The sequence below is a fragment of the Micromonospora sp. CA-244673 genome, from assembly GCF_050948395.1.
In the GTDB taxonomy this organism is placed as follows: domain Bacteria; phylum Actinomycetota; class Actinomycetes; order Mycobacteriales; family Micromonosporaceae; genus Micromonospora.
The window spans coordinates 6,257,380-6,276,177 of record NZ_CP192019.1 but is presented as its reverse complement, the minus strand read 5'-3'; the positions used below and the strand labels follow the sequence as shown (position 1 = coordinate 6,276,177).

Annotated in this window: 16 protein-coding genes; 11 read left to right on the top strand and 5 right to left on the bottom strand. The window is 74.6% G+C overall.

Annotated elements, in window-relative coordinates:
* Nucleotide 1: 1 nt before the first annotated feature.
* On the top strand, nt 2–988 hold the full coding sequence (locus ACQP12_RS28775; RefSeq protein ID WP_357938485.1) for an ABC transporter permease: 987 nt from the start codon (nt 2–4) through the stop codon (nt 986–988).
* Nucleotides 989–1,081: 93 nt separating this feature from the next.
* Nucleotides 1,082–2,827, top strand: coding sequence for an ABC transporter substrate-binding protein (locus tag ACQP12_RS28770; protein ID WP_357938483.1), 1,746 nt, complete (start codon nt 1,082–1,084; stop codon nt 2,825–2,827).
* A gap of 70 nt (nt 2,828–2,897) precedes the next feature.
* Here the strand turns inward: ACQP12_RS28770 and ACQP12_RS28765 are convergent, their stop codons facing one another.
* A complete protein-coding gene (locus tag ACQP12_RS28765; RefSeq protein WP_433283322.1) occupies nt 2,898–5,042 on the bottom strand; it encodes a prolyl oligopeptidase family serine peptidase in 2,145 nt (714 codons plus the stop codon).
* A gap of 87 nt (nt 5,043–5,129) precedes the next feature.
* Between ACQP12_RS28765 and mshB the strand changes: the two genes are divergently transcribed.
* The 3 genes from mshB to ACQP12_RS28750 all read left to right on the top strand — a co-directional run bounded on the left by mshB (nt 5,130) and on the right by ACQP12_RS28750 (nt 7,099).
* The gene (mshB, locus tag ACQP12_RS28760) at nt 5,130–6,056 is read left to right on the top strand and encodes an N-acetyl-1-D-myo-inositol-2-amino-2-deoxy-alpha-D-glucopyranoside deacetylase (protein ID WP_433283321.1); all 927 of its coding nucleotides are present in this window, start codon (nt 5,130–5,132) and stop codon (nt 6,054–6,056) included.
* A gap of 17 nt (nt 6,057–6,073) precedes the next feature.
* Nucleotides 6,074–6,547, top strand: coding sequence for a hypothetical protein (locus ACQP12_RS28755; protein WP_433283320.1), 474 nt, complete (start codon nt 6,074–6,076; stop codon nt 6,545–6,547).
* A gap of 87 nt (nt 6,548–6,634) precedes the next feature.
* Nucleotides 6,635–7,099: a hypothetical protein gene (locus ACQP12_RS28750; RefSeq protein WP_357938475.1), complete on the top strand. Its 465-nt coding sequence runs from the start codon at nt 6,635–6,637 to the stop codon at nt 7,097–7,099.
* A 117-nt stretch (nt 7,100–7,216) separates the two neighbouring features.
* Here the strand turns inward: ACQP12_RS28750 and ACQP12_RS28745 are convergent, their stop codons facing one another.
* Together ACQP12_RS28745 and ACQP12_RS28740 are read right to left on the bottom strand one after the other, a co-directional pair.
* Nucleotides 7,217–8,254: a hypothetical protein gene (locus ACQP12_RS28745; RefSeq protein WP_433283319.1), complete on the bottom strand. Its 1,038-nt coding sequence runs from the start codon at nt 8,252–8,254 to the stop codon at nt 7,217–7,219.
* 67 nt (nt 8,255–8,321) lie between these two features.
* Complete coding sequence (locus ACQP12_RS28740) at nt 8,322–9,272, bottom strand: GNAT family N-acetyltransferase (protein WP_433283318.1); 951 nt, start codon at nt 9,270–9,272, stop codon at nt 8,322–8,324.
* Between the two features lie 78 nt (nt 9,273–9,350).
* On the opposite strand from ACQP12_RS28740, the gene fdxA reads away from it, so the two are divergent.
* Both fdxA and dapC read left to right on the top strand, forming a co-directional pair.
* Nucleotides 9,351–9,677 (top strand): ferredoxin, encoded by a 327-nt coding sequence (gene fdxA / locus ACQP12_RS28735; RefSeq protein ID WP_007464872.1) that lies wholly within the window; start codon nt 9,351–9,353, stop codon nt 9,675–9,677.
* On the top strand, nt 9,674–10,783 hold the full coding sequence (gene dapC / locus ACQP12_RS28730; RefSeq protein ID WP_357939080.1) for a succinyldiaminopimelate transaminase: 1,110 nt from the start codon (nt 9,674–9,676) through the stop codon (nt 10,781–10,783). The genes fdxA and dapC overlap by 4 nt, the downstream gene beginning before the upstream one ends.
* Nucleotides 10,784–10,834: 51 nt before the next feature.
* Here the strand turns inward: dapC and ACQP12_RS28725 are convergent, their stop codons facing one another.
* Nucleotides 10,835–12,676, bottom strand: coding sequence for a M48 family metallopeptidase (locus tag ACQP12_RS28725; protein ID WP_433283317.1), 1,842 nt, complete (start codon nt 12,674–12,676; stop codon nt 10,835–10,837).
* A 147-nt stretch (nt 12,677–12,823) separates the two neighbouring features.
* On the opposite strand from ACQP12_RS28725, the gene ACQP12_RS28720 reads away from it, so the two are divergent.
* The 4 genes from ACQP12_RS28720 to ACQP12_RS28705 all read left to right on the top strand — a co-directional run bounded on the left by ACQP12_RS28720 (nt 12,824) and on the right by ACQP12_RS28705 (nt 16,189).
* Entirely contained in the window at nt 12,824–13,792 is a 969-nt protein-coding gene (locus ACQP12_RS28720) for a DUF4034 domain-containing protein (protein WP_433283316.1), read from the top strand.
* 77 nt (nt 13,793–13,869) lie between these two features.
* On the top strand, nt 13,870–14,895 hold the full coding sequence (locus tag ACQP12_RS28715; protein ID WP_433283315.1) for a prephenate dehydrogenase: 1,026 nt from the start codon (nt 13,870–13,872) through the stop codon (nt 14,893–14,895).
* Between the two features lie 5 nt (nt 14,896–14,900).
* The gene (locus tag ACQP12_RS28710; protein ID WP_433283314.1) at nt 14,901–15,542 is read left to right on the top strand and encodes an SIMPL domain-containing protein; all 642 of its coding nucleotides are present in this window, start codon (nt 14,901–14,903) and stop codon (nt 15,540–15,542) included.
* Entirely contained in the window at nt 15,542–16,189 is a 648-nt protein-coding gene (locus tag ACQP12_RS28705; protein WP_433283313.1) for a nucleoside/nucleotide kinase family protein, read from the top strand. The genes ACQP12_RS28710 and ACQP12_RS28705 overlap by 1 nt, the downstream gene beginning before the upstream one ends.
* On the opposite strand, the gene ACQP12_RS28700 is transcribed toward ACQP12_RS28705, so the two are convergent.
* On the bottom strand, nt 16,166–18,754 hold the full coding sequence (locus ACQP12_RS28700; RefSeq protein WP_433283312.1) for a hypothetical protein: 2,589 nt from the start codon (nt 18,752–18,754) through the stop codon (nt 16,166–16,168). The two genes, ACQP12_RS28705 and ACQP12_RS28700, sit on opposite strands and share 24 nt — an antisense overlap.
* Between the last annotated feature and the right edge of the window lie 44 nt (nt 18,755–18,798).

Here is an 18,798-nt window from a genome sequence, read left to right as displayed (position 1 = left end):
CATGGTGCGGTTCCTGCTGAAGCGAGTGCTGCTTGCGGTCTCGGTGCTGCTCGCGGTGAGCATCGTCAGCTTCCTCATGTTCTTCGCGCTGCCCCGCGATCCGGTGACCGGCATGTGCCCGAAGAACTGCAACGCCGAGCGCCTGGAGCGGGTGCGGACGGAGCTGGGGCTCAACGACCCGAAGCCGACGCAGTACGCCAACTACATGAAGGGCATCTTCGTCGGCCGCGACCTGGGCAGCGCGCAGGGCGGCAAGTGCGAGGCGCCCTGCCTCGGCTACTCCTACGTCAACAGCGAGGCGGTCACCGACACGTTCGCCCGGGTGCTGCCCGTGACGTTGAACATCGTGCTCCCCGCGGCGGTGCTCTGGCTCGCGCTCGGGGTGGGGCTCGGCATGATATCGGCGCTACGGCGGGGCTCGCTGCTCGACCGGGTCTCGATCGGGCTCACGCTGACCTTCGCCTCGTTGCAGCTTTACTTCGTCGGCGCCGTGCTGTTGCTGATCTTCGTGTACTCGTTGAAGATCTTGCCGACGCCGCGGTACGTGCCCTTCCTCGAGAACCCGGTGGAGTGGGCGCGCGGGCTGGTGCTGGCCTGGGTGACCCTGGCCCTGCTCTTCTCCGCCATCTACGCCCGGCTGTCCCGGGCGCAGATGCTGGAGACGCTCTCCGAGGACTTCGTGCGGACCGCCCGGGCCAAGGGCGTGGCGAAGCGGAAGGTCTACGGGCGGCACGCCCTGCGGGCGGCGATCACCCCGATCGTGACCATCGCCGGCATCGACGTGGGCGCGGCACTGGGCGGGACGGTCATCACCGAGACGACCTTCGGCATCCAGGGGCTGGGGCGTACCGCCGTGGAGGCGGTCCGCCAGGGCGACCTGCCGACCATCATGGCCACCGTGCTGATCTCCGCGCTCTTCGTGGTCGTCGCGAACATCGTGGTCGACCTGCTCTACGCGTACATCGATCCGCGGGTGCGCCTCGGCTGACCTCGCGTTCGCCGTCTATTCGTTATCTGCTCGAAATTTACCGCGGATGAAAGCTGAGCGAAGCTTTCTTTCATCGGACCCGGAGGAGTGAGTATGCGAGCAAGACTCGCCACCGCCATGGGCGGTGCGATGGCACTGGTGGTCGCCCTCAGTGCATGCAGCAAGAACACCGGCGACAACGGCGACAAGGTGGACACCAACAAGCCCCGCAGCGGCGCCATCGCGACCGACCCCAAGGACTCGCTGGGTCCGGCGGCCGAGGTGCCCGGCGCGGCCAAGGGCGGGACCTTCTACATCCTGCGCGAGAACAAGATCTCCCACCTGGACCCGCAGCGGGTCTACTCGTTCGCCGGTTTGATGGGGAGCCAGCTCTACGCCCGCTTCCTCACCACGTTCAAGGACGACGGCAAGGGCAACGTGACCCTGGTCGGCGACCTGGCGGAGACCCCCGGCAAGAACGTCAACAACGACTGCAAGGTCTGGGAATTCAAGATCAAGCAGGGCGTCAAGTTCGAGGACGGCCGTCCGATCACCTCCAAGGAGATCGCGTACGGGATCGCCCGCTCGTTCGACCCCGACCTGACCGGCGGCCCCACCTACCTGCAGGAGTGGCTGGCCGACAGCCCGCAGTACGACACCAAGTGGAACTTCAAGGCGAACAAGACCTCGCTGCCGCCGGGCCTGAGCACCCCGGACGCGCAGACGCTGCGCTTCGAGTTCAACAAGCCGCGCTGTGACCTGCCGTTCGCCGTGTCGCTGCCGGCCACCGCGCCGCTGCCGGCCGACAAGGACACCGGCGTCAACCTGGACAACCAGCCGTTCTCGTCCGGGCCCTACAAGTTCACGAAGATCCAGCCCGGCGTGGAGATGGTGCTGGAGCGCAACCCGAACTGGGACCCGGCCACGGACCCGGTGCGGCACGCGTACCCGGACAAGTTCATCTGGTCGCTCGGCTCGGACCAGGCCACCCAGACCAACCGGGTCCTCGCCGGCACCGGCAACGACTCGGCGGCGGTGGCCACCGGCGGCGTGCCGTCCGAGCTGATCGCGAAGGTCACCGGCGACGCCAAGCTCAAGGAGCGGATGATCGTCGCCGCCACGCCGAACGCCTACCGGCTGAGCATCAACACGACGCGGGTCACCGACCTGGCCGTGCGGCAGGCGATCAACTACGCGATCGACCGCAGCAGCATCACCAAGAACCTCGGCGGACCGTACGGCGCCGTGCCGCTCACCACCCTGCTGCCGCCCACCACGCTCGGCTACAAGCAGTTCGACGCGTACCCGGCCGGCGAGAGCGGCAACCCGGCGAAGGCCAAGGAGCTGCTCGCCGGCAAGTCGGCGAACCTGGTGCTCGGCACCGGCGACGAGACCTGGCAGCAGGAGACCGCCACCCAGGTCAAGGCCGCCCTGGAGAAGGCCGGCTTCACCGTCACCATCAAGCCGATCCCCGCGGACGGCTACCTCGACTTCGTGAAGAAGAAGAGCAACCCGTGGGACCTCTGGGTCGACTCGTGGGCCGCCGACTGGCCCAGCGGCGCCGCGATCCTGCCGGTGCTCTTCGACGGTCGCGCCATCAAGGACGAGGGCAGCAACAACACCTCCCAGCTGAACAGCGCCGCCATCAACGCCGAGTTCGACCGGGTGCTCGCGGAGGACCCGGCCAAGCAGGCCGAGGAGTGGAGCGCGCTGGACGAGAAGCTCATGAAGGAGTCGGCGCCGGCGGTGCCGCTCTACAACGAGGTCATCTCCATCGCGCACGGCGAGAAGGCCGGTGGTGTCTTCATCGGCAGCATCTTCGGCTGGCCCAGCTTCGTGGACGCCTACGTGAAGCAGTGACAGCCTGACCCCGCGGGGGCCCCGGTCCGATCCGGCCGGGGCCCTCGCGCGTTCACAGGTGGCGGCGCGTTCACAGGTGGCGGCGGAGGAAGTCCAGCTCCAGCCGGAGCAGCCGCTCGGCCACCCCGCCGGCGGCCATGTGGCTCGCCCCGGTGAGCGGCAGCACCGCGTGCGGCCGGCCGGCGGCCAGCAGCGCCGCCGAGAGCCGCAGGGTGTGCGCGGCCAGCACGTTGTCGTCGACCAGGCCGTGCACCAGCAGCATGGGCCGGGCCTGCGCCGGGTCGCCGACCGGCTCGGCGGCCAGCTCGACCAGCGAGTGGTGGGCGTAGACGTCCATCCCGTCGTCCGGCATCCCCAGGTAGCGCTCGGTGTACGCGGTGTCGTACAGGGTCCAGTCGGTGACCGGGGCGCCGACGACCGCGCACCGGAACAGCTCCGGGTGGCGCAGCACCGCCAGCCCGGCCAGCCAGCCGCCGAACGACCAGCCGCGCACCGCCACCCGTTCCAGGTCCAGGTCCGGGTGCTTCCCGGCGAGCGCGGTCAGCGCGTCCACCTGGTCGGTCAGGATCACGTCGGCCATCCGCCGGTGGATCGCCTTCTCGAAGGACGGGGCGATGCCGGGGGTGCCCCGGTTGTCGATGGTCACCACGGCGAAGCCCTGCTCGGCCCACCACTGCCGTTCCAGCCAGGCCGCCCGCGCCGCGATCACCTCCTGGTGGCCCGGACCGCCGTAGATGTCGAGCAGCACCGGCAGCTTCGTGCCCTTCACGTGCTCGCCCGGGTAGAGCACCGCGCTCGGCAGCCGCCGGTCGGTCACCCGGACCAGCGTCGGCCTCGGCGCGTACGGCGGGGTCGCGGCGCGCGAGGCCAGCTCGCCCACCTCGCGGTCGCCGTGCCAGACGCGCCAGCGGGTGCCCGGATGCTCCAGCGAGGCCACCCCCACGGCCAGGGTGCTGCCACCGATCGCGGCCGTGTGCCAGCCGGGATCGGCGCCCATCCGGCGGGCGTCCACCCCACCGCCGATCGCCGTGCGCACCCGGTAGAGGTGGCGCTGGCTCGGCTCGCCCTCGCTCGCCTCGACCAGCAGGTCCGCGGCCGTGTTCGCCCCGGCCGGCAGCCGGCCCACCACCCGCCGCACGTAGAGCGAGGGCGGGGTGAGCAGGGTGCCGTCGGCGAACAGGCAGCGGGCGTCGTACCCGTCGTGGGCCAGCTCGCCGCCGACCAGCACCCGCCCGTCGGGCAGGTGCGCCGGGGTGCCCGGGATCGGCTCCACCCAGCGCGGGTCGGCCAGCTCCGCGTGCACCTGCGTCTCCCCGGTGCGCGGGTCGACCGCCAGCACCAGGCCGTGCTGCTGCGACCGGCGCAGCACGGTGATCAGCGGGCCGCCGTCCGCCCAGTCCACCGACGTCAGGTACCGGTAGGTCTCCCGGTCCCAGTGCACGTCGACCCAGCCGCCGTCGAGGTCCAGCAGGTGCAGGCTGACCTCCGCGTTCGGCCCGCCCGCCCGGGGGTACGCCACGGACGTCGGCGGGCTCGCCGGGTCTGCCGGGTCGTGCAGGTGCCAGCGGTCCAGCCGGGACTCGTCCACCCGGGCGGCCAGCACCGAGCGCCCGTCCGGGGACCACCAGTAGCCGCGGAACCGGTCGAACTCCTCCGCCGCGATGTGCTCGGCCAGCCCCCAGGTCACCCCGCTGTCCTCGCCGGCCAGGAGGTTGTCGGCGCCGTCCGGCTCGACCACCCGCAACTGGCCCCGGCGCACCCCCTCGGCGGCGTCGGTGACGTAGGCCAGCCGCTCGCCGGTGGGATCGGGACGCGGGTCGATCACCGGGCCGACGGCGGCCACCTCGACCACGTCGCCGTGCACCAGGTCCGCGCGGAACAGCCGGCCGGCCAGCGCGAAGGCGGCCACCCGGCCGGCGGCGTCCAGGGCGTACGACCCGATGCCGGCGGCGCTGAGCCGCAGCCGCTCCCGCAGCGCCCGCTCACCCGGCGCCAGCGCGGCGGGTTCGCCGTCCGCGCCGAGCAGCACCGCCGGGTCGGCGACGAGGTGCTCCTCGCCGGAGGCGACGTCGAGCAGCCAGAGCGCGTCGGCCGGGTCCTCCGGTCCCGACGAGCGCAGGAAGATGACCCGGGAGCCGTCGTCGGCGACGGAGACGGAGCGCGGCGCCCCGTGGCTGAACCGACGGGTGCGGGCGGCCAGCTCGGGAAAGTCCACGCCTGTAGAGAGTAGGCGCGGGCCGGGCGTGATGTGGCCGACCTGGGCGGACGCGTAAGCATCGGGCAGGCAGGACCGCCGGTTAGAGTGACGGGCGTGACGACCCTGCCCGACCGACGCCTGCTGCTGGTCCACGCGCACCCCGACGACGAGTCCATCGGCACCGGCGCGACCATGGCGCACTACGCCGCCGCCGGCGTCCACGTCACCCTGGTGACCTGCACGCTGGGCGAGGAGGGCGAGATCCACGTGCCGGAGCTGACCCAGCTCGGCGCGGCCGAGGCCGACCAGCTCGGCGGGTACCGGATCGGCGAGCTCTCGGCCGCCTGCGCGGCGCTCGGCGTCACCGACCACCGCTTCCTCGGCGGCGCGGGCCGCTACCGCGACTCCGGGATGATGGGGCTGGCCACCAACGAGCACCCCCGCGCGTTCTGGCAGGCCGACCTCGACGAGGCCGCCGGGCACCTCCTGGCGGTCATCCGCGAGGTCCGCCCGCAGGTGATGATCACGTACGACCCGAACGGCTTCTACGGCCATCCCGACCACATCCAGGCGCACCGGGTCGCGATGCGCGGCGTGGAGCTGGCCGCCGCCGAGGGGATCGCCCCGGCCAAGGTCTACTGGACGGCCATGCCGCGCGGCGTGCTGGAGGCCGGCCTGGACGCGTTCACCGAGTCGTCGGACAACCCGTTCGCCGGCATCGACAGCATCGACGAGCTGCCCTTCGGCACCCCCGACGAGGGGATCGCCGCGCGCGTCGACGCCACCGACCAGCACGCCGCCAAGGAGGCGGCCATGCGGGCGCACGCCACCCAGATCCCGGCCACGTCCTGGCTCTACTCGATCGCCGGCAACTTCGGCGCCGAGTTCATGGGCGTCGAATACTTCACCCTCGCCGTCGGTGAGAAGGGGCCGGGCACCGGCCCGTACGGCTGGGAGGACGACCTGTTCGCCGGGTTGGCGCCGGACGCGCCGGACCGGTCACCGGTCACGGCGGCGGCCGGCCTCCGGTGACGCTGCCCGCCGTACCCATGTCGGTCGCCCCCGAGCAGGAGCCCGCCGCGCCGCCCGAGCCGTCGGGCCGCGCGGTCGACGTCGCGCTGCGCGTCGCCGGCGGGGTGGTGGCGGTCTGGGCCGGCGTGCTCGTCGCGGTGCTCGACCTGCTCTACGCCACCTGGGCCTGGGAGGTGGTCAAGGGCCGTCCCGGCGGCGCCGCCGAGGCCCTGGTCGGCACCGCGCTCGCGCTGGGCGGGATCGCCGCGGTCGTGGCGCTCACAATGCTGGTGAGCGGGTTCGCCCACCGGGCGGTGGGCGCCCGCTGGGCGGTGGCGCTGGCCGCCCTGCCCTGGTTCGTGGTGATCGTCGCGGGCGGCTTCCGCACGGTCGAGGGCGATCTCGCGCTCAGCGGCGACAACGTGCTCGGCCTCGGGTTGATCGTCACCGGCGCCGTCACCTTCGCGGTGCTGGGCTTCCGGCAACTCGTGGTGCCGCCGGCCGTCCGCTGAGGGTGCAGACGCCGCCCAGGTTGCGGTGGTAAGTATTCCTGCCAGGAGCCCACCCGCGGGGGCGGGCGGTACGGCGGGAGGCGTGCGATGTTTCAGCGGTGGCGTGCGGTCGGCGTGCTGGTGGCCGCGCTGTTCGTGGTGAACGTGGTGGCCCGGTTGGTCATCCGGTTCGCCTACCCGGACGACGACACCGCCGCGGGCCGGGTCTCGCTGGTGATGTTCCTGGTCATCGGGCTGATCCTGGCCGGCACGGCGTTCCGTTGGGGCGCGGACCGGCCGGCCGCCCACTGGACCGGCGACCTGGCCGTCGCCCTGGTCGCGGCGCTGGCGCTGACCGTCTTCGTGGGCCCGCTGCTGGTGGGCGAGAACCCGTTCGAGGGGGGCGCCGGCCTCTTCTTCGCCCAGATCTGGCTCTACCTCGCGGCCACCCTGGCCGGCGTGCTGGTCGGCTACCTGATCCTCACGGCGCTGGGCCGCGACCACCGCTCCCGGCAGCTCAAGCGGTACGCCGAGCTGAAGGCGGCGAAGCCCCGCAAGATCGTCCGTCGCTGAGGCGGCTCGCGACCCCGCGGCGTGCCGGCGGCGGGTGACCCCGCCCGGGCGCCGTCCCTCGGGGAACGGCGCCCGGGCGGGACCGGCCCCGCTCGCGGTGGGCGCGGCCCTTCGCGGTCAGTCCCGGCCGGCCGGCTGCCCGGTGGCGGGCAGGGGCGGCGTGTCGACCGACTCGGCGCCTCCGCTGATCCTGGTGCCCTCCGGGGTGACCACCTCGTCCACCGCGTCCACCTGCGGTGGCACCATGGCGGCCACCACCCGGTCCGCCCGGTCGATGGTCAGCGTCCGGCCCGCGCGGGACTCGTCGGCGACCCGGACGGGCTGCGGGCCGCCGGCCTCCCCGGCACCGACGTGGGCGCCGGAGCGCTGCCGCGGGACCGTGCCGCCCGTGTCCCCGTCCGGCCGGGCCGGCGCCGCCGGCAGGGCGGGCAGCTCGCTCGACTCCGTGCCCGGCGCCTCCAGCTCCGCGGCCCGGCGCTCAACCTCCTCGACCTCCGGGGCCTGCGGTGCGACGTCGGCCAGCTCCGCGGCCTGTCGTTCCAGTTCCGCCAGCTCCGTCGCCGCGGGCTGCCGCCCGGTTGCCGGTCGCGAGCCGGCGGGCCGGCCACGGCCGGAGGCGGAGCCCTTCGTGTCGTCGCGCAGCGCGCGGATCAGGGCGTCGACCAGTTCGGGCTTGCGCATGCCGGCCGTGCCGGTGACGCCGCGCCGGCGGAGGCGGTCGCGGAGCTGGTCGACCTTGAGGCGGGCGATCTCGCTCTCGTTGACCTCGGGGGTGTCCGGAGTCTGGTTGCCGGGCTGCTCCGCACCCTTGCCGCGACTGCGGGGCGCGGAACCCGCGCCGGAGCGGCCGCCCGTGCCGCGTCGACCGGGTCCGGAGGTGGACGAGGCCCGGTCGCGCCCGGAACCCGAGCCAGCGCGTGAACGGGTGGTCTTCCGGCCCTCGCGCAGGGCCTGGATGAGCGCGTCGACCAGTTCGGGCTTGCGCATGTCCGCCGTGCCGGTGACGCCGCGCCGGCGGAGGCGGTCGCGGAGCTGGTCGACCTTCAGGCGGGCGATCTCGCTCTCGTTGATGTCGGGGGTGTTCGGCGTCTGGTTGCCGGGCTGGTTCTTCGTCGCCGCGCCGCTGCCGCGCCGCGCCGTGTGCTGCTTGGCCATCGAGCAGGTCCTTCCTCACCGGGTACGGATGTTTCCGTACCCCGGACGACCTGCCGGAATCCTCCGATCAGGCCGGGGCCACCCGGGTCAGGTAGGTGTGGTGGGTGGTGAAGCCGAGCCGCTGGTAGAGGGCCACCGCGGGGGCGTTGCGCTGCTCCACCTGGAGGAAGGCGTGCGTGGCGCCCTCCGCCCGGCCCCAGTCGGCCAGTGCCCGGACGACCGCGCCGGCGAACCCGCGCCGGCGGGCCTCCGGCAGCACCTCGATGAGGGTGAGCCCGAGCCGGCGGCCCTCGCCGGTGACCGTGCCCCGGCCCACCGCGAGCAGCTGTCCGTCGACGTGCAGGTGGGCGAAGCGGATCCGGTCCACGGCGGTGAGCACGTGCCGGGCCGCGTCCGGCAGCCCGCCCTTGCGGCCGGCGGCCACCGCCAGCCACTCCGTCGAGGGCGTCGGCGAGAGGCCGACCGGGGGCAGGTCGGGGCCACCCGACGGGAGCGCGGTGAGCGGCGCGGTCTGCACCAGCACCGGCGGCCGGGCGGTCCAGCCGCGCGCGTCCAGCTCGGCGCCGACCGGCGCGGCCAGCGGCAGCGGGGTGTTCACCATGGCGGGCTGGCCGCGTTCGGCGTACCAGCGCTCCACGGCGTCGAGCGCGGCGGGCAGCGGGCGGTCCGGGTCGCCGACCGGCAGGGCGCTGTTCGCCCGGCCGGTCCAGCCGTCGGCGCTGCGCAGCAGCCAGTCGCCGAGCCGCTCGCGTACCGGGGCGGGCCACGCCTCGTCGGCGGCCAGCTCCAGCGCGACCACGGCGGCGGCCGTCGGCCGGCGGGCCGGTGGCACCCGCTTCGCGCGGTGCACCTCGTCCACCGGCACCCGCAGCCGGCCCCGGTCGGTGGACAGAGTGATGTGTGTCTCGCTCAACTCGACCAGCTCACCGAGCGCGTCGGAGAAGAGCGGCCGGCCTTCGCGAATCCCCACAATCCGCCGGACCACGATCCGGTGTCCCACGTCCTGCTGTCGGAGCACGATCGACCCCCTCCCCGGCGAGATACTAGGCTCATACCGTCGCGGATGATCGCGACGAGTCTTGCGGAGGAGAGACCGGTGACCTACATCATCGCCGAGCCGTGCGTGGATGTGCTCGACAAGGCATGCATCGAGGAGTGCCCGGTCGACTGCATCTACGAGGGCAATCGGATGCTCTACATCCACCCCGACGAGTGCGTCGACTGTGGTGCCTGTGAGCCGGTCTGCCCGGTCGAAGCGATCTTCTACGAGGACGACGTCCCGGAGCAGTGGAAGGACTACACCGGGGCGAACTACGAGTTCTTCGAGGACCTGGGCTCGCCGGGCGGCGCCTCCAAGATCGGCAAGGTGGAGAAGGACGCGACCTTCGTGGCCGCGCAGCCGCCGCGCGGAGAGGGCCACTGAACCGGCGCGCGCCGGTCTCGTCGCGGCTGCCCGAGTTCACCTGGGACACCCTGGACGCCGCGGGCGCGACGGCCGCGGCGCACCCGGACGGTCTCATCAACCTCTCGATGGGCACGCCGGTCGACCCGGTGCCGGCGCTGATCCGGCAGGCGCTCGCCGACGCGTCGGACGCGCCGGGCTACCCGCTCACCGCGGGCACGCCCGCGCTGCGGGCCGCCATCGCGGCCTGGGTGGCCCGCGCCTGCGGGGCGGGCGTCGACGGGCTCGGGGTGCTGCCCACGATCGGCTCCAAGGAACTGGTCGCCTGGCTGCCCACCCTGCTCGGCATCGGCCCCGGTGACGTGGTCGTGGTGCCGTCCATCGCCTACCCGACGTACGAGGACGGGGCCCGACTGGCCGGCGCCACCACGGTGCGCACCGACTCGCTGACCGCCCTCGGCCCCGACCCGCGGGTCCGGCTCGTGTGGGTGAACTCGCCCGGCAACCCGACCGGGCGGGTGCTGCCCGCCGGCCACCTGCGCAAGGTGGTCGACTGGGCGCGGGAGCGCGGCGCGGTGGTCGCCAGCGACGAGTGCTACCTGCCGCTGGGCTGGGACGCCGAGCCCGTCTCGGTCCTCTCGCCCGAGGTCTGCGGCGGGTCGTACGAGGGTGTGCTGGCGGTGCACTCGCTCTCCAAGCGCTCCAACCTGGCCGGCTACCGGGCCGGTTTCGTGGCCGGTGACCCGGCGCTGGTGGCGGAGCTGCTCAAGGTCCGTAAGCACGCCGGCATGATCGTGCCCGCCCCGGTGCAGGCGGCCATGGTGGCGGCGCTGGGCGACCAGGCGCACGCCGACGCGCAGCGGGAGCGCTACCGGGCCCGGCGGGAGAAGCTCCACGCCGCGTTCACCGGCGCCGGCTTCACCGTCGAGCACTCCGAGGCGGGGCTCTACCTCTGGATGACCCGGGACGAGGACTGCTGGGACACCGTCGACTGGCTGGCCCGGCGGGGCATCCTGGTCGCCGCCGGGGTCTTCTACGGCCCGGCCGGCGCCCGGCACGTCCGGGCGGCGCTCACCGAGTCCGACGAGCACGTCGACGCGGTCGCCGCCCGGCTCGCCGAAGTCTGATCACCCGCGCCGCGCCGGCCGTCCCGAGAAGGGCCGGCCGGCGCGACCGTGTCAGTCGTTGATCTGCTCGAACACCCGCAGCAGCGTGTCCCGGCTGTGCTTCTCCAAGAACTCGCTGGCCATCAGCTCCTGCACCTGCACGCTCCGGCCGTCGTGAAGGGTGATGACCGCCTTCAGCGGCACCCGCTTGGTCACCTCGACCGAGCGGATCTCCTCGTACGGCAGGAACGGGTTCCGGCTGGCCACCTCGGCGACCGGCGCCGCGCTCAGCACCTCCTTGAGCCGCTTCTCACCCTCGTGCGCCTTGCCCGGGTCGGGGACCAGGACCAGGCCGTTGTCCAGCACGTACACGTCGTGCTCCCGGCCGTCGATCTTGATGTTCGCGAGCGCGGCGATCAGGTCGGCGTTCCGCGCCGAGGCCCGGGCCTGGAGCACCGTCGACTGCCGCACGTCGACGCCCAGCTCCGCCAGCCGGGCGAGCGCCTCGTCCAGGGTCTCCGGGGCGACCGCCAGCTTGGCGATCTCGGCCAGGTCCCACGGCTCGCCGGAGCGACCGACCAGCCGGGCGGGTTCAGACCAGGAGAGCTGCCAGTACGCCCGGCCCGAACGGACCGCCGCGTTGTCGAGCAGCGTCTCCATCGGGCCGGCGAAGGCGGCCGCCGCCTCCCGGCGGGTGGCGTTGGTGAAGAACTGCTCGGCGAACTCACCGAGCCGGCCGGCGCGGACCAGGTCCAGGACAGCGGGCAGGCCCGGCTCCGGCGTGCCGGTGAACCGGCCGGCCGCGCGGTAGATCCGGTCCGCCCGCTGCTGCACTCCGGCGGCGATCGACTCGGCGATGAACTCCGGCCAGGGCAGCAGGCGGCGGGAGCCGTGCGCGACGATCAGGCTCTGGAGCGCCCGGCCGGCGCCCACCACGTCGGCGAGCAGGGTCCAGGCCGGCCGGTCGTCCGGCGTGACGTGCACCGGAGGGATCTGGTCCATCGCGGCGACGCGTGCGCCGATCGGCGGGTGGGTGTCCCAGCGGGACGCCGGGCCCTCCGGGGCGTTCTCCCGCAGCTCGTCGATCTCGTTCCGACGCGCCTGCAGGAGATGGCCGAAGCCGCCGAAGAAGTCGTCCGGCGCCAGCCCGACCGACCAGCCCGGGTCGACGTACCGGGTCTCGTAGAAGCGCCAGGCCGCGTCGAGTGCGGGCAGGGTCCGCAGCGCCGAGGCCGCGGCCTGGTGCCCGGCGATCTGCACCGAGGCGCGGTCCGCCTCCAGTTCCTGGCGGCGGGACGCGGCGTTGTCGACCAGCAGGTAGAGCTTCGCGTACTGCTTGAAGACCCAGCCGATCGGGTTGCGCGGGCTGATCCGCTCGATGGTCTCGCCGATGGCCAGCCGGCCCCGGTAGGCGACGCCGCCCAGCCGGGTGTGCTGGCCGGAGTAGTGGCCCAGCTCGTGCGCCAGCACCGAGCGGAGCTGGTCGATCCGCATGGCCTGGAGCAGCGGCAGTCCGACGTAGAGGGTCCGCCGGCCGCCGATCAGGCCGAGCAGCCGGCTCTGCTCGCCGACCGCCGCGTTCACCTCGGGCACCAGGCGGATCTCGTCGGGCGCGCGGGTGCCGACCGCGGTGGCCAGCTCCCGCACCGTGGCCCAGAGCCACGGCGCCGCCCGATCGTCCAGGATCAGCCCGGGCGCCGGCTCGTTCTTCGTACGGATCGCCTTCCACAGCCCCACCCCGACGGCGCCGAGGGCGACGACCAGCGGCAGCAGCAGCTTGCCGGTGATCACGCCGCTGGTGTGGCTGAACAGCCAGACGCCGAGCGCGGCCACGGCGGCGAGCTGGAGCAGCGCGACGACGTAGAAACCGATCAACATGGCCACCGAGGCGAGCGCCCGGTACGTGGCGGACATGTGCTTCCTTTCCCCCGTTGAGACCGGCCCGTCCGGTCGGGCCGCCGGGGGACCGTACGACGCGAGCGCGACTCGGACAACCCCCTTCCGTGCCCATCCGGCCCGCCCCTACGATCTGCGTCGACGCGCACGGGGGAGGACGAGGACATGTGGCCGCTCCGGCGGAGGACGAAGCAGCAGAGTGGACCGGCGCTGCCGGTCGACCCGGCGATGGGTGATCCGGCCGCCCGGGCGCTCTCCGAGGCACTGGCCCGGCGGGACTGGCGGGCCGCCCGGGACGTGCTGGTCACCGTGACCGACCCCGACCACCAGGCGTTCTGCCTCTCCGCCGCCGGCCGGGTGCCGGGCGTGCAGGAGTGGATCGGTGAGTGGGCCGACGCCGAGCCGCGCAGCACTCTCCCGTTGCTGGTCCGGGGCACCCACGCCGTGAACTGGGCGTGGGAGGCCCGGGGCGGCGCGTCCTCCTCCCTGACCAGCCAGGAGCAGTTCCGCGAGTTCCGCAAGCGGCTGACGTTCGCCGAGAACCTGCTCGACGAGGTGGCCGCGCGGGACCCGGACGACACCACGGCGCGGGCCTTCCTGGTCACCTCGGCGCGGGGCCGCCAGGTGGACCGGGACGAGGCGGCGCGGCGCTTCGCCGAGGTGGTCGCCCGGCACCCCTGGCACCGGCTGGCGCACGTCCAGATGCTCCAGTACCGGTGCGCCAAGTGGTTCGGCAGCGACGAGGAGATGTTCGAGTTCGCGCGGTCGGCGGCGGCGAAGGCGCCCGCGGCCAGCGGCCTGGCCCACCTGGTCGCGGCGGCCCACCTGGAGATGTGGCTGAAGCTGCCGTCCGGCGAGGACGACGCCCACCTCCGCGATCCCGAGGTGCTCGCCGAGCTGCGCGCCGCGGCCGACCATTCGGTGCGCCACCCGGAGCACGGCCGCTACCCGGGCTGGCCGCAGCCGCACAACAACTTCGCCATGTGCTTCGCCGTGGGCGGCGACCACGCCGCCGCGGCGGAGCGCTTCCAGGCGCTCGGTGACCTGGTGACCGAGCTGCCGTGGACGTACTTCGGCGACCCGGGCACGGCGTTCGCCCGGTGGCGGCGGACGGTGACGGAACGCCAGGCCTGAGCCGCGGACGGTATCCTCGGCGGGACTTCCAGCGGGGCCGGGCCGGCCCCGCGACGACGGGACGCCGAGGTGGGCCGATGGTGGGCGGGGCCGGCGAGCAGGCGCGCGCGGCGGTGGTCGGCACCGGCCTGATCGGGGGGTCGGTGCTGCTCCGGCTGCGGGACGCCGGGTTCGACGTGGCCGGCTGGGACCCGGATCCGGCGATCCGGCGGCGGGTCCGGGAGCTTGGCGTCGCTGCGCCGGACACGGTCGAGGAGGCGGTCGCCGGCCGGGACGTGGTCTTCCTCTGCGGTCCGCTGCCCACCCTGCCCGCGACGGCGGCCCGGGTGGCCGCGGCCACCGACGACCGGTGCGTGCTCACCGACGTGGGCAGCACCAAGGCCGACGTGGCCACCGCCGCCGTCACGCAGGGGCTCGGGCACCGGTTCGTGCCCGGCCACCCGATGGCCGGCGCCGACCGGGCGGGCCTCGACGCGGCCACCCCGGCGCTGCTCGACGGCGCCGCCTGGGTGCTCTGCCCCGGGCCGACCGGGATGCCCGCGTTCCGGCGGCTCGCCGCGCTGCTCATCGACATCTTCCACGCCCGGGTGGTGCCCATGTCGGCCCCGGAGCACGACGGCGCCGCCGCGCTCGCCTCCCACCTGCCCCACCTGCTCGCCGGCGCGCTGGCCGGCACGGTGCAGCGCTCGGCGCTGCGCGACGCGGTGCTCGCGCTCGCCGCCGGCAGCTTCTCCGACGGCACCCGCGTGGCCGGTGGGCCGCCCGAGCGGACCGCGAACATGGTGCTCGGCAACCGGGAGCGGGTGCTCGCCGAGCTGGACGCGGTCCGGGCCTACCTCGACGAGCTGGCCGAGGCCCTGCGGGCCGGCGACCCCGGAAAGCTGGCCGGCCGGCTCGCCGAGGGCCGCGCCGCCCGGGCCGCGTTGCGCGGCCGCGCGTTCACCGCCCACCAGCGCGAGTTCCCGGCCGCCGCCGACCACGCGGGGGAGCTGGCCTACCTGCGGGAGCTGGGCGCGGCCGGCGGTCACCTGACCGGCTGCCGGCCGGCGGGCGGCGCGGTCACCTACACGGCCCACCTTCCGGCAAACCCGCCACTAGGCTGAGCGGCATGGCGGACGCACCGGTCGTGGCGGTACGCGGCGAGGCGTACCGGGAGGTCGCCCCCGAGCTGGCCCGGTTCACGGTGACCGCCACCGCGCGGGACCGCGACCGGGAGACCACGCTGACCAGGCTGGCCGAGCGCGCGGCCGCCGTGCGGGTGCTGCTCGACGCGGCCGAGCCGGCCGTGGAGCGGCGCGAGACCGGCCAGCTCCGGGTCTGGCCGGAGACGAAGCGCTCGGGTGAGCGGGTGGTGGCCTACCACGGCAGCGTGACCACCACGGTCACCGTTGTCGACTTCACCGCGCTCGGCGAGCTGATGCTCCGCCTGGCCGACCAGGATCAAGTCGAGCTGGCCGGCCCGTGGTGGTCGCTGCGGCCGGACAGCCCGGCCTACCGGGAGGCCCGGCACGCCGCGATCGCGGACGCCCTGGCCCGCGCCCGGGAATACGCGGAGGCGCTCGGCGCCCGGGTGACCGCCCTGGTGGAGCTGGCCGACACCGGCCTGACCACCGCCCCGCCCATGCTGGCCAAGGCGGGCTTCGCGCGGGGCGCGGAGGCCGCGCCCGAGCTGGAACTGGATCCGCAGCCGCAGCCGGTGCAGGCGGCGGTCGAGGCCCGGTTCACCATCAGCGAACCGGTGCTCGGCTGATGCCGCCCGCGCAGTCGCTCCCGCTCGGTGAGCTGCTGGCCCGGGCCCGGGCCCTCGCCGGGGACGGCCCGCGGCAGCTGCTCGGCATCGCCGGCGCGCCGGGAGCGGGCAAGTCGACGCTGGCCGAGCGGATCGTCGCCGAGGTCGGTCCGACCGCCCGGCTGGTGCCCATGGACGGCTTCCACCTGGCCCAGTCCGAGCTGACCCGGCTGGGCCGGGACGCGCGCAAGGGCGCGCCGGACACGTTCGACGCCAACGGCTTCGTCTCCACCCTGCGGCGGCTCCGCCGGCTGGAGCCCACCTCGGTGTGGGCGCCCGCGTTCCGCCGCGACCTGGAGGAGCCGGTCGCCGGGGCGATCGAGGTGCCGCCCGAGGTGCGGCTCGTGGTGACCGAGGGCAACTACCTGCTGCTGCGCGACGAGCCGTGGGAGGAGGTGCGGACGCTCCTGCACCAGATCTGGTTCCTCGACCTCGACGCCGAGCTGCGGGTGCGCCGCCTCACCGCCCGGCACGAGGCGTACGGGAAGACGCCGGAGCAGGCCCGCGCCTGGGCGCTCGGCAGCGACGAGGCCAACGCCCGGCTCGTCGCCGGCACGGCCGACCACGCCGACCTGGTGGTCCGGCTAGCCGACCCGCTGCCGGGGTGACGGCACGGCCCGGCGCAGCAGCCGCGCCACGACGGCCCGCTCCCGGGTGAACTCGGCCGCATCCGGATAGCCGCTGTGGTTGCGGATCGGGGGGTCGGCCACCTCGCCCCCGACGGGGTGCAGCGCCTCCGGGTCGACCACCGGCACGTCTCGTTCCCCGGCGCTGACCGGCCAGCCCAGCGGGTCGGTGTCGCGCCAGAAGTTGGTCCACGACACGTGCCCGCCGGGCCAGGTGAGCGCCCGGGCCAGGGTGCGCAGCCGTTCGGGCCCGAAGTACGCGGGGAAGACCCGGCCGTAGAGGCGCGTGAGCTGGCAGCCGTAGGAGAAGAACCAGATCCGCCGCCGCCAGCGGCGGGGAAGCTGCAGCAGCATGGCGGCGCAGATGACGGTGCCCTGGCTGTGCCCGGAGAGGATCACCCCGTCCATCCGGTCGGGGTGCAGCGGGGGGAGCGCGAGCAGCCCGGCGACCCGGGTCTGGAGTTCCGGTACGGCACGCTCGGCGTAGCTGGGCGGGGCGAGCGGGTGCGCGGCGCGGGGCCAGAAGGTGCCGACGTCCCAGATGACGCCGACCGAGCGGCGCACCGTGTCGGTGCGGTAGACCAGCAGCCCGAGCGCGCTCATCACCACGGGCAACCAGCCGAGCATGGTGTCGCCCCGGTTCGCCGCCCAGTGGATGACGGTCTGCCAGCCGGAGGGCGAGAGCGGGCTGGGCCGGCCGCGGGAGAGCGCGGCGACGCAGCAGAGCGTCACCAGCACCACGGAGACGGTCGCGTAGCAGCCGACCAGCCGGACCGCGTGCTCGCCGACCAGCCGGTGCAGCGCGCGGAAGGTGCTGACGTCGCGGCAGCGGCGCAGGTCGTGCGCGGACAGGCCGGCGCCGTCGGCGGTGAGGGCGGCGTACTCGGCCCGGCGGAGGGACTGGAGCAGGATGCCGGCGCGGACCAGCAGGGCGAGCAGGGCGAGCAGGCCGACCACGCAGGCCAGCCCGGCCCAGAAGACCGCGAGTGGGGGCACCACCCGGCTGTCGCCGCTCGGGTCGGCCCGGCTGTCGAGCCGGTCGCTGACCCAGTAGAGGAGGCCGGCGCAGTAGGCGATCGCCATCATCCAGCCGAATCCGGCGATGAGCGCCGGGGCGCGTCCACCCCAGGCGAGGTCGGTGTGCGCGCCGAGCGGCTGCACCGGCACGGCCGGCCGGGTCCGTGGCAGCAGCAGCCCGGTCAGGGCGATCGCGATGGCCGGCCCGGCGAGCATCCAGCTGCTCAGCGCGTCCGGCGCGTCCGGGACGCCGGGCAGGCCGCGCTCGGCCCAGGCCACCCCGAGCGGCAGCAGCAGGCTGCCGGCCACCGGCCCGGACAGGGCGCGGCGTCCGGAGCGGTTGACCGCGCCGATGGTGATCAGCAGCAGCACCTGGTACGTGGCGAGCCAGGCGACTGCGGTGTCGTACCCGGGCAGCGACCGGTCGGTGCGGCAGCCGGGAATGCCCGGGTCGGCGACGCACCCGATGGGCGGCCGGTACGCGGACAGCGGCCGCCCGGCGGGACCGTCCGGCAGCAGCAGCAGGGTGAACGTCCCGGCCAGCCCCAGCCCGGTGAGCAGCGCCACGGCCGCGCTCCACCGGCCGAGTGGCGTGGCGCCCTGCCGCCGGCTCAGCCAGGGCCGGCCCAACGCCACGACGGCGATCGCCACCACGGCCGCGAGCACGGCGACGGTCGGCCAGGCGACCGCGGCCCGCAGCCCGCGCGGCGGGTCCATGACGATCACCGCGGCCACCGGGACGGCCGCCGCGATCACCGCCCCGGTGCACAGGTGCAGCACGGCGGCCCGGCGCAGCTGCCCCTCGCCGTTCCAGAACGTCGGGTCCTGGAGCGGGTTCTCCAGCGGCTCCGGCCGGTCCGGCGGGTCGGCGGGCGGGCCGTCCTCCCGGGCGGCGGGGCGGGGGTGCGGTTCGGCGGGCATCTCCGCCTCGTACTGGTAGGTGCGCCAGGCGACCAGGCCGAGCCCGGCCAGCAGGAGCAGCGGCACCAGCAGGCCCGCGGCCAGCGCCCGGGTGTCCTGGCGCCACCAGGCGTTGCCGAGGAACTCCATGGGGCCGGGGAGGTGACCGAGGCAGTCCAGGCCGACGCACTGCCAGCCGATCAGGTCCACCCCGATTCCCGTCGCCGTGATGACGAGGGTGCCGGTGAGGCTCAGGCAGAACAGCCGGATGAGCCAGGCCGTGACGCCGGAGCGGCTGGCCCAGCGTTCCCGGTCCGGGTCCGGCGGGATGCCGGTGCGGGCGTAGAGCGCCACGTTGGCCAGGGTGAAGGGGAGCAGGAGCGTCCACAGGGCCCGCTCGACGTCGCGCCGGGTCCGCGCGCCGGAGGTCAACTGCCCCCAGCTGTACGCCTCGACCGTGATCGGGTCGTCCCGGCCGGCCGTGCTGGCGCGGTAGAAGCCGGTGACCGCGCCGCCGGCGACCAGGTCGGGCTGCGCGCCGTCACCGCCGGGGGCGGGGCGCAGCCCGAGCAGTTGGTCGGGCGGGGTGTTCGACACCCCGTGTACGCGCAGTTCGAGCACCCGTTCCATGACGCCCCCTGGGTGAACCGGTCACTACCCAGAGTGCACCCTCC